The 16,241-nt window shown below is 71.4% G+C and carries 13 protein-coding genes and 1 tRNA gene; 11 read left to right on the top strand and 3 right to left on the bottom strand.

Going from position 1 to position 16,241, the window contains the following annotated elements:
* The 5 genes from ACI379_RS03455 to topA all read left to right on the top strand — a co-directional run.
* Nucleotides 1-1,613, top strand: a 1,613-nt coding sequence (locus tag ACI379_RS03455; protein ID WP_439790667.1) for a proton/sodium-translocating pyrophosphatase, incomplete at its 5' end; no start/stop codon positions are given.
* Nucleotides 1,614-1,838: 225 nt separating this feature from the next.
* A complete protein-coding gene (locus tag ACI379_RS03450; RefSeq protein ID WP_439790666.1) occupies nt 1,839-2,414 on the top strand; it encodes a hypothetical protein in 576 nt (191 codons plus the stop codon).
* A gap of 47 nt (nt 2,415-2,461) precedes the next feature.
* Nucleotides 2,462-3,904, top strand: a complete 1,443-nt coding sequence (locus tag ACI379_RS03445; protein WP_439790665.1) for a DUF7059 domain-containing protein — start codon at nt 2,462-2,464, stop codon at nt 3,902-3,904.
* A 39-nt stretch (nt 3,905-3,943) separates the two neighbouring features.
* Nucleotides 3,944-5,656, top strand: a complete 1,713-nt coding sequence (locus ACI379_RS03440; protein WP_439790664.1) for a cation:proton antiporter — start codon at nt 3,944-3,946, stop codon at nt 5,654-5,656.
* Between the two features lie 114 nt (nt 5,657-5,770).
* Nucleotides 5,771-8,515, top strand: coding sequence for a type I DNA topoisomerase (topA, locus tag ACI379_RS03435; RefSeq protein WP_439790663.1), 2,745 nt, complete (start codon nt 5,771-5,773; stop codon nt 8,513-8,515).
* 258 nt (nt 8,516-8,773) lie between these two features.
* Here topA and ACI379_RS03430 read toward each other — a convergent pair whose 3' ends face one another.
* Nucleotides 8,774-9,583 (bottom strand): hypothetical protein, encoded by an 810-nt coding sequence (locus ACI379_RS03430; RefSeq protein ID WP_439790662.1) that lies wholly within the window; start codon nt 9,581-9,583, stop codon nt 8,774-8,776.
* An 81-nt stretch (nt 9,584-9,664) separates the two neighbouring features.
* Between ACI379_RS03430 and tmk the strand changes: the two genes are divergently transcribed.
* The 3 genes from tmk to ACI379_RS03415 are packed head-to-tail and all read left to right on the top strand — an operon-like array spanning nt 9,665 to nt 13,007.
* Nucleotides 9,665-10,303 carry a dTMP kinase gene (tmk, locus tag ACI379_RS03425; protein ID WP_439790661.1) on the top strand — a complete coding sequence of 213 codons (639 nt, stop codon included), beginning with the start codon at nt 9,665-9,667 and terminating at the stop codon, nt 10,301-10,303.
* A 5-nt stretch (nt 10,304-10,308) separates the two neighbouring features.
* Complete coding sequence (locus ACI379_RS03420; protein ID WP_439790660.1) at nt 10,309-11,475, top strand: DNA polymerase III subunit delta'; 1,167 nt, start codon at nt 10,309-10,311, stop codon at nt 11,473-11,475.
* Nucleotides 11,472-13,007, top strand: a complete 1,536-nt coding sequence (locus tag ACI379_RS03415) for an alpha/beta hydrolase (protein WP_439790659.1) — start codon at nt 11,472-11,474, stop codon at nt 13,005-13,007. Before ACI379_RS03420 ends, ACI379_RS03415 begins: the two co-directional genes overlap by 4 nt.
* A 21-nt stretch (nt 13,008-13,028) precedes the next feature.
* Here ACI379_RS03415 and ACI379_RS03410 read toward each other — a convergent pair whose 3' ends face one another.
* A complete protein-coding gene (locus tag ACI379_RS03410) occupies nt 13,029-13,946 on the bottom strand; it encodes a LysR family transcriptional regulator (protein WP_439790658.1) in 918 nt (305 codons plus the stop codon).
* Nucleotides 13,947-14,072: 126 nt separating this feature from the next.
* On the opposite strand from ACI379_RS03410, the gene ACI379_RS03405 reads away from it, so the two are divergent.
* From ACI379_RS03405 to ACI379_RS03395, 3 genes are all read left to right on the top strand, one after another.
* Complete coding sequence (locus ACI379_RS03405; RefSeq protein ID WP_439790657.1) at nt 14,073-14,276, top strand: hypothetical protein; 204 nt, start codon at nt 14,073-14,075, stop codon at nt 14,274-14,276.
* Between the two features lie 97 nt (nt 14,277-14,373).
* Nucleotides 14,374-15,045 (top strand): hypothetical protein, encoded by a 672-nt coding sequence (locus ACI379_RS03400; protein ID WP_439790656.1) that lies wholly within the window; start codon nt 14,374-14,376, stop codon nt 15,043-15,045.
* 118 nt (nt 15,046-15,163) lie between these two features.
* Nucleotides 15,164-15,236, top strand: a tRNA-Thr gene (locus ACI379_RS03395).
* Between the two features lie 80 nt (nt 15,237-15,316).
* Here the strand turns inward: ACI379_RS03395 and ACI379_RS03390 are convergent.
* Nucleotides 15,317-15,937, bottom strand: coding sequence for a hypothetical protein (locus tag ACI379_RS03390; RefSeq protein ID WP_439790655.1), 621 nt, complete (start codon nt 15,935-15,937; stop codon nt 15,317-15,319).
* Nucleotides 15,938-16,241 lie beyond the last annotated feature (304 nt).

Raw genomic sequence — 16,241 nt, 5'->3', positions numbered from 1 at the left:
AGGACGACCCGCGCAACGCCGCCACCATCGCCGACAACGTGGGCGACAACGTCGGTGACTGCGCCGGCATGGCCGCCGACCTGTTCGAGTCGTACGCGGTCACGCTCGTCGCGGCCCTGATCCTCGGCTCGCAGGCGTTCGGCGACGCGGGCCTCGTCTTCCCGCTCCTGATCCCCGCGATCGGCGCGCTCACGGCGGTGCTCGGCATCGTCATCACCCGTCCCCGCGCCGGCGAGAACGGCCTGGTCACCATCAACCGCGCCTTCTACGTCTCGGCCGCCGTCGGCGCCGTGGCATCGGTCGTGCTGTCGTACGTCTACCTGCCGAGCAGCTTCGCGGAGTTCTCCAACGTCACCGGCATGGACATGGCCGGCGCCGAGGGCGACCCCCGCCTGATCGCGTCGGTGGCGGTCGTCATCGGCGTCGTGATGGCGGCGGCGATCCTGGCGCTGACCGGCTACTACACCGGCACCGAGTACAACCCGGTCAAGGAGGTCGGCGCGACGTCGCTGACCGGGCCCGCGACCGTCATCCTGTCGGGCCTCTCGGTCGGCTTCGAGTCGGCGGTCTACACCACGCTCGTCATCGGCGCCGCCGTCTTCGGCGGCTTCCTGCTCGGTGGCGCGACGCTGACGGTGTCCCTGTTCGCGGTCGCGCTGGCCGGCTGCGGTCTGCTCACCACCGTCGGCGTGATCGTCGCGATGGACACCTTCGGCCCGGTCTCCGACAACGCCCAGGGCATCGCCGAGATGTCGGGCGACGTCAACGAGGAGGGCGCCCAGATCCTCACCGAGCTCGACGCGGTCGGCAACACCACCAAGGCGATCACCAAGGGCATCGCGATCGCCACCGCCGTGCTGGCGGCGACGGCGCTGTTCGGCTCGTACGCCACCTCCGTGGCGGAGGCGTTCGCGGAGTCGGGCGCCACGGACGCGCTCGACTTCACCGTCTTCAGCCCGGCGATCCTGGTCGGCATCCTCATCGGCGCCGCGGTGGTCTTCCTCTTCTCCGGTCTGGCCATCAACGCGGTCGGCCGTGCGGCCGGGGCCGTGGTGATGGAGGTGCGTCGCCAGTTCCGCGAGATCCCCGGGATCATGGAGGGCACCGGTCGTCCGGAGTACGGCAAGGTCGTCGACATCGTCACCCGCGACTCGCTGCGTGAGCTGGTCACGCCGGGCGTGCTGGCGGTGATGGCGCCGATCGCGGTCGGGTTCGGTCTCGGCGTCGAGGCTCTGGCCGGGTTCCTGGCCGGCGCGATCGGAGCGGGCACACTGATGGCCGTCTTCCTGGCCAACGCGGGTGGTGCCTGGGACAACGCCAAGAAGCTGGTCGAGGACGGCCACCACGGCGGCAAGGGCTCCGACGCCCACGCCGCCACCGTCATCGGCGACACCGTCGGGGACCCGTTCAAGGACACCGCCGGTCCGGCGATCAACCCGCTGCTCAAGGTGATGAACCTGGTCTCGCTGCTGATCGCCACCACGGTGGTGCAGCTCAGCATGGGCAGCGACCAGAACGACGGCCTCCGGTACCTGATCGCCGCCGCCGCGGTTGCGATCATCGTGGTAGTCGTCGTGATGTCCAAGCGCCGGGGTTCGATGGCGATGGCCTAGCCGCGCCGCATCAGGAGTGGCGATGGCCTGATCGCCCCGCTCGTTGGTCGAGCCCGTCGGGACCCTGGTCCCGGCGGGCTCGACCCGCGTCCAGCCGTTGGTCGAACCCGTCGAGACCCGGCCTCGCGGACCGTACGGCTGTGGACCGGTCGCTACCCTCGGAGTCGCCGCGCCGCTGCGCGTCGTCCCCCCTCGCGCGCCCCGCGCCACCCACCGGAGGTCCCGTTGTCCCGCCGTACCCGTGCCCTGCTCCTCGCCCCCGTCGCCCTGCTCCTGGTGGCGTGCTCCGGCGAGGACGCCGAGGGCCCGGCGAGCCGCGGCGACTACGTGACGGCGATGACCGAGACGTTGCAGGGCAGCGAGACGGCCGTGGACGACGAGACCGCCACCTGCGCCGCCGAGACGCTGGTCGACGCGGTCGGCCTCGACGCGATCCGCGAGGCGGGTACGCCCGAGGAGATCCGGGACGGGTCCGCGGGCCTGGGCACCGGCCTGGCCGGCGAGGACGCCGCGCAGGTGTACGACGGTTTCGTCGAGTGCGGCATCGACCTGGGCGAGGAGCTGCGCACCGAGTACACGGCGCGGGAGGAGTTCACCAAGAAGCAGCGCGCCTGCCTCTCCGACGTCCTGACACCGAAGGCGACCCGTGAGTACTTCATCACCGTCTTCGCCGAGGGCGCCCAGTCCGCCGACGCCGGAGAGCTCGCGACGGCGGTGAAGGAGTGCATCGGCATCACCGACGAGACCGAGTCGCCGAAGGTCACCGAGGCCCCGTCGGCGACGGAGAAGCCCGAGGAGTGACCCGGACGGCCCGCCAACCGGTCGCGGGCACCTGAGAGGATCCGGGCATGACTCTCGACTTCACCGCTGGGTTGCGTACGGCTCTGGTCGACGCCGGGTTCACCGTGGACGGCGTCGCCGGGATGCTGGGTGAGGAGGCGCACCGCGCGCTGGGCCGCAACGAGACCACGCCCGGGTTGCGCCGTACGACGGACGGCTCGCCGCTGGCGACGCTGACCCGGCTGTTCCTGCTGCAGGCTCCTGTCGACCGCGACGCCGCGGACGCCGCGCTGCCGGGGCTGGTCGACCAACTGTGCAACGCGGGCCTGCTGGAGCAGTCGGTCAGCGAGGTCGCGGCGCGGCTGGACTGCCGCCCGTACACCGCCGACGACCGCGACCTGTGGGTCGTCTCCGACCTCACGCCCGGGCTGGACGGCTCGCCCAACAAGGTGGGCGCGGACCACGTGCTCGGGATCTCCTCGGCCTCCACGTCGCTGGCCCAGCTGACGATCCGCGAGGAGGTCGGCCGCGCGCTCGACCTCGGCACCGGGTGCGGGGTGCAGGCGCTGCACCTGGCCGCGCACGCCGACGAGGTCGTCGCGACCGACGTCAACACGCGGGCCCTGTGGGTGGCCCGCGTCAACGCCGCCCTCAACGAGGTCGACGTGGACGTCCGCGAGGGCTCCTTCTGGGAGCCGGTGGCGGGCGAGAAGTTCGACCTGATCGCCACGAACCCGCCGTTCGTGATCTCCCCGGCCACCGGCGAGCGCCTGGTGTACCGCGACTCCGGCCTGCCGGGCGACCGCGTGGTGGAGGACATCGTGCGCGCCGCGCCGCGCCACCTCAACGACGGCGGCTGGTGCCAGGTCCTGGCCAACTGGACGATCGAGCGCGGCCGCGGCTGGGACGAGCGCCTGGCGACGTGGCTGAGCGACGACACCGACGCGTTCGTGGTGCAGCGCGAGGTCCTCGACCCCGCCTCGTACGTCGAGCTGTGGCTCAAGGACGAGGGGGTGCACGGGCGTCCCGACTACGCGAGCCGGTACGACACCTGGCTGTCGTGGTTCGAGCAGCAGGGCATCGAGTCGGTCGGCTTCGGCTGGATCAACGTGCGCGCGGGCGGTTCGGGGCGCCACACGCTGCTGGAGTGGCCCTACGACGTGGAGCAGCCGATCGGGCCCGCCATCGCCGAGTGGGGCGCGGCCCTCGACGTCACCGTCGACGAGTCGCGGCGGTTCCTGCGCCGTCCCGACGTCCAGCAGGAGACCTTCGGGGCTCCCGGGGCGGAGGACCCGTCCACGGTGGTGCTGCGCCAGCAGCGCGGGCTGCGTCGCGCCCGCAGCGCCGACACCGTGGAGGCGGCGCTGGTCGGTGCCTGCGACGGCGACCTGTCGGTGGGCCAGATCCTCGACGCGTTGAGCGTGCTGCTGGAGACGGACCGCGCGGAGCTGTCGGCCACGTACCTGCCGGTGGTCACCGAGCTGGTGCGCGAGGGCTTCCTCCTCGACTGACCTGGCGGGGGTGTCACCGGCGGTGCCTATCCTCGAACGGTGCCCCATGAGCTGATCCTGATCGTCGTCGGAGGCCTGGCGATCCTGGTCGTTGCGTCCGTGCTGTCGCACCGCACCGGGATCGCCGCCCCGTTGCTGCTCCTCGCCTTCGGCATCGGGGCGAGCTACGTGCCCGGGATGCCGGAGATCGAGGTGGCCCCGGAGGTGATCCTCGCCGGGGTCCTGCCGCCGCTGCTGTACGCCTCGGCGGTGCGGATGCCGATCCTCGACGTACGCCGCAACCTGGGGCTCATCGCCTGGCTGTCGGTGGTCCTGGTGATCGTCTCCGCGCTGGTCGTCGGCGTGGTCGTGCACTGGCTGTTCCCGCACATCCCGTTCGCCCTCGCGGTGGCGCTGGGGGCGGTGCTGAGCCCCACCGACGCCGTCGCGGCGACCGCGATCGGCAAGCGCCTCGGCCTGCCGCCGCGGCTGATGACGGTGCTGGAGGGGGAGAGCCTGGTCAACGACGCCTCGGCCCTGGTGGTGCTGCGTACGGCACTGGCCGCTGGAGCCGTGGGCACCTTCAGCCTGGGCGACGCGGCGCTCGACTTCGCGTGGGCGGTGGCGGGTGCGGTGCTGGTCGGCCTGGCCGTCGGGTGGGCCACGGTGCTGCTGCGCCAGCGGCTGGGCGACCCGGTGCTCAACACGACCATCTCGTTCGCGGTGCCCTTCCTCTCCTACTTCCCGGCGGAGGAGCTCGGAGCCTCGGGCGTCCTGGCGGTGGTCGTCGCCGGTCTCATCACCGGTCACCAGGCGATGCGCCGCTTCACCGCCCACGACCGGCAGAGCGAGGCGACGAACTGGGCGACGGTCAACTTCGTCCTGGAGAGCGGCGTCTTCCTGCTGATGGGTCTCGAGCTGCCCGCGCTGGTCGACCAGGCCAGCGCGGAGGGCGACCTGGCCGACCTGTGGCTCCTGGTGGCCGTCCTGGTCGGGCTGCTCGTGCTGCTGCGGTTCGTCGGGGTGGCTGGCCCGCTGCTGCTGGGCCGCCGGGTACGCCCGGTGCGGCGCGAGCGCGTCGAGGAGTGGCTGGGCGTCGCGGAGCAGCGGATCGAGTCGCTGGAGCCGGAGACCGAGACCCAGGAGCTGCGCCTGGACCAGCTGCGCCGGCGGGTGGCCCGTACGAGCGCCGACGTCGCGTTCGAGCGGCGTGAACCGTTGACGGGCCGCGGCGGTCTGGTCCTGGCGTGGGCGGGGATGCGGGGCGTGGTCACGCTGGCCGCCGCCCAGTCGATCCCGCACGGGACCGAGCACCGGGCGACCCTGGTCCTGGCCGCCTTCACGGTCGCGGTGGTGAGCCTCGTGGGCTTCGGCGGCACGCTGCCCGCCCTGATCCGCCGACTCAACTTCGCTCCGCGCACGAAGGCCCGCAACGCCGAGCTGAGCCGGTTGATGAAGGCGCTGGGGGAGCGGTCGGTCGACCTGGTGGGGCCGATGGCCGAGATCACCGTCGACGGGGAGAAGCTCGACCCGGAGCTGGTGGAGTGGATCTCGCGCCGCTTCATCCCGCTGCTGATGGGCACCACCACGGCGCTCAAGCACCGCCGTCCCGACAGCTGGGAGCGCTCCCTGATCGTGCAGCGCCGCTACCTGGAGGCGATGCAGGAGGCGTTGTGGGAGGAGCGGTCGATCGGCGCGTACAGCTCGGCGACGTACGCTGCGGCCCAGGGCCTGCTGGACCGCGAGGAACGCCGGATCAACCCGGTCGTGTGACTCCTCCGGGAGTGGTGGGTACGGGCGCGGATCGAATGCCTGCGCACGTCGTCGTGGGCGGTTCGCGCTACGGTGTGGCCGTTCGGTCCCGGTGGGGCCGTGAGAAGCAAGGGAATGCCAGTGGCACACAAGTTGGTCATCGTCGAGTCGCCCGCCAAGGCGCGCACCATCGGCGGATACCTGGGCCCCGACTACGTCGTGGAGTCCTCCATCGGTCACATCCGCGACCTGCCCAACAGTGCTGCCGACACCCCGGCCAAGATCAAGGACAAGCCGTGGGGCCGCCTCGCGGTCGACGTGGAGAACGGCTTCGAGCCGTACTACGTGGTGCCGCGCGACAAGAAGTCCCACATCGCCAAGCTGAAGAAGCTGGCCAAGGAGGCCGACGCCCTCTACCTCGCCACCGATGAGGACCGCGAGGGGGAGGCCATCGCCTGGCACCTGCTCGACGAGCTCAAGCCGCCGAAGGGGCTCCCGGTGCACCGCATGGTGTTCCACGAGATCACCAAGCCGGCGATCCTGGCCGCCGTCGAGAACCCGCGCGAGATCAACGAGGACCTGGTCGAGGCCCAGGAGGCGCGCCGCATCGTCGACCGCCTCTACGGCTACGAGGTCTCCCCGGTGCTGTGGAAGAAGGTCATGTCCGGCCTCTCCGCGGGTCGCGTGCAGTCGGTGGCGACGCGTCTGGTCGTGGACCGCGAGTCCGACCGGATGAAGTTCAAGGTCGCCTCGTACTGGGACATCGACGCCACCTTCGACGCCGGCGCCACGCACGACCCCCGCATGTTCGGCTCCAAGCTGCACTCCGTCGACGGCGCCCGCGTGGCGCGCGGCAGCGACTTCGACAACACCGCCACGCTCAAGAGCTCTGACCGCGTCCACCTGGACCGCGCCGGGGCCGACGCGCTCGTCGCAGCCCTGGCCGACACGACCTTCGAGGTCCGCTCGGTCGAGTCCAAGCCGTACCGCCGTTCCCCGTACGCCCCCTTCCGCACGACGACGCTGCAGCAGGAGGCCTCCCGCAAGCTCGGCATGAGCGCGGCGATCACCATGTCGGTGGCGCAGCGGCTCTACGAGAACGGCTTCATCACCTACATGCGTACGGACTCGACCACGCTGTCGGGCTCCGCGGTCGGTGCCGCCCGCGCGCAGGTCGCCGAGCTGTACGGCTCGGAGTACCTCCCGGACTCGCCCCGCACGTACACCTCCAAGGTCAAGAACGCCCAGGAGGCGCACGAGGCGATCCGTCCCGCGGGCGACTCGTTCCGCACGCCGGCGCAGACCGGCCTGTCCGGCGACCAGTTCCGCCTGTACGAGCTGATCTGGATGCGTACCGTCGCCTCGCAGATGAAGGACGCGGTCGGCAACTCCGTCACCGTGCGCCTGGGCGGTGCCGCCTCCGACGGCCGCGACGTGGTCTTCTCCTCCAGCGGCCGCACCATCACCTTCCACGGCTTCCTCAAGGCGTACGTCGAGGACATCGACGACACCTCCAAGCGCCGCGACGACGCTGAGGCCCGGCTGCCCAACGTGGTCCAGGGGGACGCGGTCAACGCGGCCACCTTGAGCGCCGAGGGGCACGAGACCAAGCCGCCGGCCCGATACACCGAGGCGACGCTGATCAAGGAGCTCGAGGACCGCGAGATCGGCCGGCCCTCGACGTACGCCTCGATCATCTCGACGATCATCAACCGCGGGTACGTCTACAAGAAGGGCACCGCGCTGGTCCCGGCGTGGCTGGCCTTCTCGGTGACGCGACTGCTGACCGAGCACTTCACCCGGCAGATCTCGTACGAGTTCACCGCCGAGATGGAGGACCGCCTCGACGAGATCGCGGCCGGTCGCGCCGACCGGGCCAGCGAGCTGAGCGAGTTCTACTACGGCAACGACGCCGTCGACGGCCTCAAGACGCTGGTCACCGAGCTGGGTGAGATCGACGCCAAGGAGCTGGCGACGTTCCCCATCGGCGGCGCCGGGTCGGGGATCAACCTGCGCGTGGGCCGCTACGGCCCGTACATCGAGGGCCCCGACCCCAAGGGCGGCGAGGACGGCACCGGTGCGCCGGTGCGCGCCAACGTGCCCGAGGACCTGCCGCCCGACGAGCTCACCCTGGCGCTGGCCAAGGAGCTGCTGGCCAACCCTGCCGGCGAGGAGCAGGTCGTCGGCCAGCACCCCGACACCGGGCTCACCATCGTGGCCAAGAACGGCCGCTTCGGCCCGTACGTCACCGAGCAGCTGCCCGAGGGCTCGCCCAAGTCGGCCAAGCCCCGCACCGGGTCGCTGTTCAAGTCGATGGCGCTGGACACCGTCACGCTCGAGCAGGCCGTCCAGCTGCTCGACCTCCCCCGCGTGGTGGGTGTCGACGAGGACGGCACGGAGATCACGGCGCAGAACGGCCGCTACGGTCCGTACCTGAAGAAGGGCACCGACAGCCGCTCGCTGACCAGCGAGGACCAGATCTTCGACATCACCCTCGACCAGGCCAAGGCGATCTACGCCCAGCCCAAGCAGCGCGGGCGTGCTGCCGCCGCGGCCCCGCTCAAGGAGCTCGGCAACGACCCGGTCTCCGGCAACCCGGTCGTGGTGAAGTCGGGCCGCTTCGGCGAGTACGTCACCGACGGTGAGCACAACGCGACGCTGCGCAAGGACGACACGGTCGAGGGGATCACCCTCGAGCGCGCCGCCGAGCTGCTGGCCGAGCGTCGGGCCAAGGCCCCGGCCAAGAAGACCGCCAAGAAGGCGGCGAAGAAGACCACCGCCAAGAAGACGACCGCCAAGAAGGCTGCCGCGAAGAAGACGACGGCCAAGAAGTCGACCGCCAAGAAGTCGACGACGAAGAAGGCTGCGAAGAAGGCCTGAGCCGGCTGGCCTCTCCGGGTGTCGGCGCTGCGTCATGCGTACGCGCGGGTGTCGGCGCTGCGTCATACGTACGCGCCCTGACGTCGCCGCCCGTCATGCGGATCGGCACCTAGAGGTTCGGAAACGGATGACGCAGGGCGGTACCTGACCTCGCTCGTATGACGCAGGGCTGGCCGGGCGCCGTTCGTATGACGCACCCTCGGGCGCCGTTCGTATGACGCAAGTGGCCGCTGGGACCGTTGCCCGTGCGGGCGTCCGTCAGACCGGGGTCCCGCCGAGCAGCCCCGCTGAGAGAGGGGCGAGTACGAGCCACGCCAGCAGGAGGGCCCACCCTCCGGTCAGCCGCCGGTGCCCCTCGGCCGGGCGGAAGAGGCCGGTCGGACCGCCGAGCAGCAGGTAGGCGGGCACGCCCAGCGGTGGCACCACCAGCACCAGCCAGGCCCACGCCCAGCTGGTGGCCCGCCATGGCTGAGCGTTGACCGCGACCAGGAGCCAGGTCGCGACTGTGAGGCCCAGCAGTGTGGTGAAGAGCGGTGCGGGCAGGTTCAGGGAGCCGATCGAGTAGCGCGCTGGCGGCAGGTCAGCGACGACCACCTCGGCCTCGAACGCCTCGAGCCACTCCTGCACCGGCGCGACCACGATCCGGGCGGGCTCGGGCTGTCCGGGCCCCGAGCCCTGCGAGTTCTGCACGCGTTCGCGCGCCCGCTCCGCCCGAGCCTCGGTGGGGTACTCGGTCAGTGTGGTCCGGCGCAGACGCCAGCCGTCGCGCCACTGCACGTCGACGTGGTTGACGGATCCTTCCGTGTAGCCGAAGTCGACCTCGTCGGGGTACGTGTCGAGGTCGAGCACGACCTGCGTGACCTCGCCTGACCGCAGCCCCTGACGGAGGTCGCTGGCGGAGCCGTCGGAGTACCCGACGAACTGGGCGGTCACGGTGGCGAACGCCCACAGGAGCAGCAGGGTCCACCCGGTGGCGCGGAACGCGGGCACCCACCCCGGCCAGGGGCGGCGGGGCGCCGGTCCGGCGGGTGCGGGAGCCGCGGCGGGCTGCTCGAGGGTGGTGCTCACGGGAGAAGGGTACGTCTCCCTCGGCCTGCGCGGGGACGTACACGAACCGCCGTTGTCGGACCCTCCCCGTAGGGTGTGCGCGTGAGCGAGGGTGTGTACGCGGACAGCGGGTTGTTCGTCTGCTTCGAGGGCGGCGAGGGTGGCGGCAAGTCGACCCAGTCGCGACTTCTGCACGACTGGCTCGTCGAGCAGGGCCGCACCGTCCTGCTGACCCGCGAGCCGGGCGGCACCGAGGTGGGCCAGGAGCTGCGCCGCATCGTCCTCTCGCCCGAGACCGGCGAGCTGTCCCACCGCACCGAGGCGCTGCTCTACGCGGCCGACAAGGCCGAGCACGTCGACCGCGTCATCCTGCCGGCCCTCGCGCGGGACGAGGTCGTCATCACCGACCGGTACGTCGACTCCGCGCTGGCCTACCAGGGCGCGGGCCGTGACCTCGTGGTCTCCGAGGTGGAGCAGGTCAACCGGTGGGCCACCGGCGACCTGCGACCGCACGTGACCGTGGTCCTCGACCTGGCGCCGCAGGCCGGTCTGGGGCGCTTCACCGAGCGCGACCGGATCGAGGCGGCCGGGATGGAGTTCCACCAGCGGGTCCGCCAGGGGTTCCTCGACCTCGCCGCCGCCGACCCTGACCACTACCTCGTCCTCGACGCCCGCGGCACGATCGAGGAGATCGCCGCCGCCGTACGCGCCCGGGTCCAGCAGGCGCTGGAGGAGCGGTGAGCACGGTGAGCACTCCCCGCGGCCCGGTGTGGGGCGACCTCGTCGGGCAGCGACCGGCCATCGAGGCGTTGCGGCGCGCCGCGGCGGGTGACGGCATGACCCACGCCTGGCTGTTCGTGGGTCCGCCCGGCTCGGGCCGCTCCAACGCCGCCACCGCGTTCGCTGCCGGCCTGCAGTGCGAGGCCGGCACCGGGTGCGGCTCCTGCCAGGCGTGCCGCACGGTCCGGGCCGGCACCCACCCCGACGTCACCGTGGTCCGCACCGAGAAGCTCTCCATCGGCGTCGACGAGGTCCGCAGTCTCGTCCGCCGCTCCGCGCTGACGCCGACCACCGCGCGCTGGCAGGTGCTGCTCGTCGAGGACGCCGACCGCCTCACCGACCAGGCCTGCAACGCCCTCCTCAAGGCGATCGAGGAGCCCAACGCGCGCACCGTGTGGCTACTGTGCGCGCCCACGACCGAGGACCTGCTGCCCACCATCCGGTCCCGGTGCCGGCTGGTCGCGCTCACCACGCCCACGACGGCCGAGGTGTCGGAGTTCCTGGTCCGGGCGTACGACGTGCCTCCGCCGCTCGCCGCGCACTCGGCGCGCGCCAGCCAGGGACACATCGGGCGCGCCAAGGCGCTGGCCACCGACGAGGCGACCCGCAACCGGCGCCAGGAGATCGTCAAGCTGCCTGCCCGTCTCAAGAACATCGGCTCGGCGATGAACGCCGCCTCCAACATCCTCGACGTGGCCCGCGACGAGGCCGCCGCGATCACCGCCGCGCTCGACGCCAAGGAGAAGTCCGACCTCGACGCCGCGTACGGCGTGGAGCAGCGGGGCCGGCGCCCACGCGAGTACGGCCCCGCCCTCACCGCCCTGGAGAAGGGGCAGAAGTCGCGTGCCAAGCGCCGGGTGCTCGACGTGGTCGACCGGTCCCTGATGGACCTGGTCTCCGTCTACCGCGACGCGATCACGGTGGCGATGGGGTCGACGACCGAGCTCGTCAACGAGGAGATCCGTGCCGACGTGCAGGCGGTCGCGCGTGCGGTCCCACCCGAGGGGCTGCTGCAGATGATCGACGCCGTCTTCGTGGCGCGTGAGCAGATGCTGGAGTTCAACGTGCAGCCGCAGGTGGCGCTGGAGTCGATGTCCGTGCAGCTCGTGCTGCGGAGTGGGAGTGGTCGATGAAGCGGTGGGTGGCGATCCTGGCCGTGGTGGTCCTCTTCCTCGGTGCGCTCGGCGCGACCGCCGCGGCGGTGCTGGCGCTGCGCGGTGGTGGTGGCGGCTCGTTCGACCCGGTCTCGCTGCCCGACGACCTCGACCCACGTGCGGCTCCCGCCGGACTGGAGAAGTACTACTCCCAGGAGCTGGAGTGGTCCGACTGCGACGGTGACGACTGCGCCGAGCTGACGGTCCCGATGGACTACGCCGAGCCCGACGGTGAGGAGATCACCATCGCCGTGCTGCGGGTCCCCGCCGGCGGCGACGCGCTGGGGTCGATGGTGGTCAACCCCGGCGGCCCCGGCGGCTCGGGCACCGAGTACGCCAAGAACGCCTCCTTCGCGTTCAGCAAGGCGCTGCGCCACCACTTCGACGTCGTCGGCTTCGACCCGCGCGGCACCGGACGCTCCACCGCCATCGACTGCGTCACCGACGACGAGCTCGACGCGTACGTCGCCGGCGACCCCGTCCCCGAGACGCCGGCGGAGATCGCCACGGTCGAGGCCGCCTCGAAGTCCTTCGGCGCGGGCTGCGCGGCCCGGTCGGGCGACCTGGTCAACCACGTCTCCACGATCGAGGCCGCCCGCGACATGGACGTGCTCCGGGCGGCGCTGGGTGACTCGCAGCTGACCTACTTCGGGGCCTCGTACGGCACCAAGCTGGGCGCGACGTACGCGGAGCTGTTCCCCGAGCGGGTCGGGCGCCTCGTCCTGGACGGCGGCGTGGACGTCTCCCTCGACAGCACCACGATGTCGCTGGAGCAGGCGCGCGGATTCGAGCAGGCGCTGCGTGCGTACGTGAAGAACTGCGTCGACACCACCGAGCGCTGCTTCCTGGGCGACGACGTCGACGAGGGCATCGCGACCGTGAAGGAGATCCTCGACGACATCGAGGCCGACCCGATCAAGGTCGGGGACCGGGAGCTGACCGGCGGCCTGGCCTTCTACGGCGTGGTCACGCCGCTCTACGCCAGCAACTACTGGGTGCTGCTGTCCACCGCGCTGCGGACCGCGCAGGCCGGCAACGGCACCGCGCTGCTCGAGCTCGCCGACATGTACGCCTCACGCACCGCGAACGGCTACAGCGACAACTCGATGGAGGCGATCTTCGCCATCAACTGCCTCGACGACCCCGCCGCGGTGCCGTGGAGCAAGATCCCTGACCACTTCGCCGAGTTCGAGGAGGCGTCGCCGACGTTCGGCCGGGTCTTCGCCTGGGGGCTGGCGGGCTGCTCCTCGAGCAAGGGGCGTACGACCGAGGAGCCGCTGGAGATCCGCGCCGAGGGGGCCGAGCCGATCGTGGTGGTCGGCACCACCCGCGACCCCGCGACCCCGTACGAGTGGTCGGAGGCGCTCGCCGACCAGCTGGACTCCGGTGTGCTGGTCTCCCGCGACGGCGACGGCCACACCGGGTACGGCGTGGGCAACGAGTGCGTCGACGAGGCGGTCGAGCGTTACCTGATCGAGGGCACGGTGCCCGCCGACGGGCTCTCCTGCTGAGCGGGTGGGGGCGCGTCGGCCTCAGACGGGGTCGACGATGGCGTGGATGCGTCGCGTGGCGAGCTCGATCATGAGTTTCGCCGCGGGGGAGAGGACCGCGTCGGCGCGGTGCACGATCGCGATCGTGTCGACCTGGCGCGGGCGCAGCGACACCATGGCCGCCCTCGGTGCGAGTCGTGGCAGCAGCTGGGTGGCGATCCCCTTCGGCACCACCGAGTCGGCCAGTCCCATGCCGACGATCTCGACGGCGGTCTCGACGTCCTCGACCTCGATCCGCGTCGGCGGGTTGAGGCCGGTCTCGTGGAGCATGCGGCGCAGGATCATGCGGCTGGAATCGTCGTCTCGCCACGTGGTCTCCGACATCACCAGCTGGGCCTTGGCCAGCTGGTGCGGGGTGACCGGTGTCCGGGTGCGCTCGGGGTCGGCGGAGATGTAGACGAGCTCGTCGGTGGCGACCGGGGTGATCTTCATGCCCTCGCTGGTGATGTGGGGGATCGCGATCATGGCGACCTCGATGTGGCCGCGACGCAGCCGGTCCCACACGTCGGTGGAGTTCTGGCCGATGATCTCGACCCGAACGCCCGGGTGCCGCGCGAGCACGTCGGCGACCAGCCCGGCGCCGGCGTACAGGCGTGCCGTGCCGAACATGCCGAACCGGATCGTGCCGGTCTCCAGGCTGCGGACGGCGCGCACGGCGTCCTCGGCCTCGCGGGCAGCGGCGAGCACCCGCTCGGCGTGGGGTCGGAAGGTGTCGCCGACGGTGGTCGGGACGACGCCGCGACCGACCCGGCGGAACAGCTGCACGCCGAGAGACTTCTCCAGGCCGCGGATCTGCTCGCTGACGCTCGGCTGGGCGTACCCGAGCTCGTCGGCGGCCGCGGTGATCGAGCCGTTCTCGTACGCAGCGAGGAAGCACGTCAGCTGGTGGAGCGAGAGCATGTCAAGAACTATAGGGAATTCCTTGGGGAAGGATCGGAAAGAGAGGCTACCCCTTGTGTGTCGATGTCGAGAGAATTGCGTGAAGCCTCAACTGTCTTCTGTCACCACCCTCGGAGGGAGTCCTCGATGTTCAAGCACCTGTGCACCTCGTGCCACCGCACCCAGCTGATCTTCATGAGCCAGTTCACCGGCGTCGCGGGTACCCCCGACGGCGTCGTGGCCACGTTCACCTGCTGGTGCGGCGCCGAGCAGACCAGCCACACCGACCTGTTCGGCCTGGCGCCGGCTCCGGTCTCCCCGGTCGACCACGCGCGCGTCGCCGCCGTCTGACCCTGGTCGCTGGCCGCTCCAGCGATCCGTACGACCCCCGTCGATCGACGGGGGTCGTCGTGCGTTTGGGCGCGGTGGAGCGGGGGACGCTCAGCCCGTGAAGCGCACCCTCTGGACCGCCCTGGCCTGCGCGGCCGCCGTTGGGCTCTTCCTGCTGCTGCGGCCGCCGGGCGTGACGGGCGCGGCCCCACTGCCGGACGACGCCGGGGAGTGGTTGCGGCCGGGGTCGGACGTTCCGGCGGGCGGCGCCGAGGTCACTGGTGCCTCGACGCTGCGCGTCGGTGACACCGTGGTCGAGCTGGGGGCGGAGGTGCTCGACGTGGTCGCCGCCGGCGGTGGTGCGTACCTTGTCGGCGAGAGCTCGGGCGACAGCGGTTCCCGCGTGTGGTTCGTCAGCGAGGACGGCGACCTCGTCGACACCGGCCTGCGGGCGCGGCCGGGGTCGCTCGCCGTCTCGCCGAACGGTCGGTACGTCGGGGTGCTCGACCCCGTCGCCAGTGGCCGGGACGGGGGCACGGCGACGGTCGTGACAACCCGGGTGCTGGACACCGTCGAGGGTGAGCAGGTCGTGGACACGGTTCGCGGCATGGAGGGCGCCCCGTGGTGGGCGGCCGAGGACCTCGCCTGGAAGTACGACGAGTACGAGATCGGCCTGGAGCTGACCGACTCCATGGCCCTGGTCGACGGGCTGGAGGACTTCATCGTGTCGCTGCCCGACGGCGACATCACCATGGTGGAGGACCTGGGGGACGTCGACCGGGGCGAGTGATCGCTGGCGCGGCCGCCGTACTGGGTGCTGAGGTGGGCCTGATTGGGCGCGGCGGGCGCGGGTCGGCTATCCTGACCGACGTTGCCCGGCCGGTCCATCCGACCACGCCGGGCAGCGCGCCGCCTTAGCTCAGTTGGTAGAGCGATTCACTCGTAATGACTAGGTCGTCGGTTCGATTCCGACAGGCGGCTCACACGAGGACCGCAGGTCAGCGCCCACAAGGCGAGACCTGCGGTCCACGTGTATTTCGGGTTCGTTCGCGCAGGCCTTCTCAGGCCTTCTTCGCCGCCACCCGGACGAGCTTGCGGAAGGGCTTGGCCCTCACCGGAGAGGTGTCCCCGTGAGCGGCCACGTCGACGATCGTGCGGCCCTTGCGGACCACGACGTTGACCCACCAGAACGGTTCCCCGTCGTGCGGGGTGATCGCCGACCGGTACCCGACTCGGTCCGCGCCGACCTTCGGCGCCCGGAACGGCGTGGTGTCGGTGGAACCGTACGTGTCGCCCATGTAGGTGCAGTGCCCGATGAAGTCGCGGTGGCGCTTCATCATGGCCTTGGCCTTCTTGACGGTCTTGAACTCCGCGACGCGGATCATCACCGACGGCTTGGCGCCCGTCGGGATGGCGCCGCCCTTGCGGTCGTAGTAGGCGTTGCGGGCGGACCTCACTGGAACCGGGGTGTCTCCCGTGCACCCGGGGTCGGGCGCGACGAACGTCTTCTCCCTGACGATCTCGAACGGGCCTCCCTTCAGGTGTGGATACACGGCCACGACCTGCTTCTGCGTGGGCAGCTGCTTGTCGGTGACCGCGGCCTGCGCCGGCGCGGCGAGCAGCGAGGTGCTCAGTGCCAGGGCTGCGACGACGGCGATGGAGGGTGGTCTGCGACGGGTCATGCGACGTCCTTTCGGGGGATGGCGGACAGTCTGGCGGCTCACGGGCCCGTGGGAGGCCATTCCCGGAGCGAGGAGTCGCTCGGAGAGGGTCGGAGCAGGGGCGGGGTGGAGTGTCCCCAACTTGGGGTCACCCGGAGAGGTTTTCGCGTACGCGGAATGGCTCCCAGCGACCCCAACTGGTCCCGTGCCTCTCCGGGTGACCCCAAATTGGGTCACCTGACCCAATTTGGGGTCAGTCGGAGAGGGCCCGGCCCGGCCCGGCCCGGCCCGGCCCGGCCCGGCCCGGCCCGGCCCGGCCCGGCCC

Origin of the sequence: Nocardioides sp. (assembly GCF_051876515.1) — a bacterium.
Taxonomy (GTDB): Bacteria; Actinomycetota; Actinomycetes; order Propionibacteriales; family Nocardioidaceae; genus Nocardioides.
The sequence above is the reverse complement of the archived record's forward strand: the minus strand, read 5'-3'. Positions and strand labels throughout refer to the sequence as shown.

Bases quoted from the DNA above. Each gene is read 5' to 3' on its own strand.
- ACI379_RS03415 (WP_439790659.1), top strand. From the start codon at position 11,472: ATGAAGCGGTGGGTGGCGATCCTGGCCGTGGTGGTCCTCTTCCTCGGT.
- ACI379_RS03405 (WP_439790657.1), top strand. From the start codon at position 14,073: ATGTTCAAGCACCTGTGCACCTCGTGCCACCGCACCCAGCTGATCTTC.
- ACI379_RS03390 (WP_439790655.1), bottom strand. From the start codon at position 15,937: ATGACCCGTCGCAGACCACCCTCCATCGCCGTCGTCGCAGCCCTGGCA.
- ACI379_RS03410 (WP_439790658.1), bottom strand. From the start codon at position 13,946: ATGCTCTCGCTCCACCAGCTGACGTGCTTCCTCGCTGCGTACGAGAAC.
- ACI379_RS03445 (WP_439790665.1), top strand. From the start codon at position 2,462: ATGACTCTCGACTTCACCGCTGGGTTGCGTACGGCTCTGGTCGACGCC.
- topA (WP_439790663.1), top strand. From the start codon at position 5,771: ATGCCAGTGGCACACAAGTTGGTCATCGTCGAGTCGCCCGCCAAGGCG.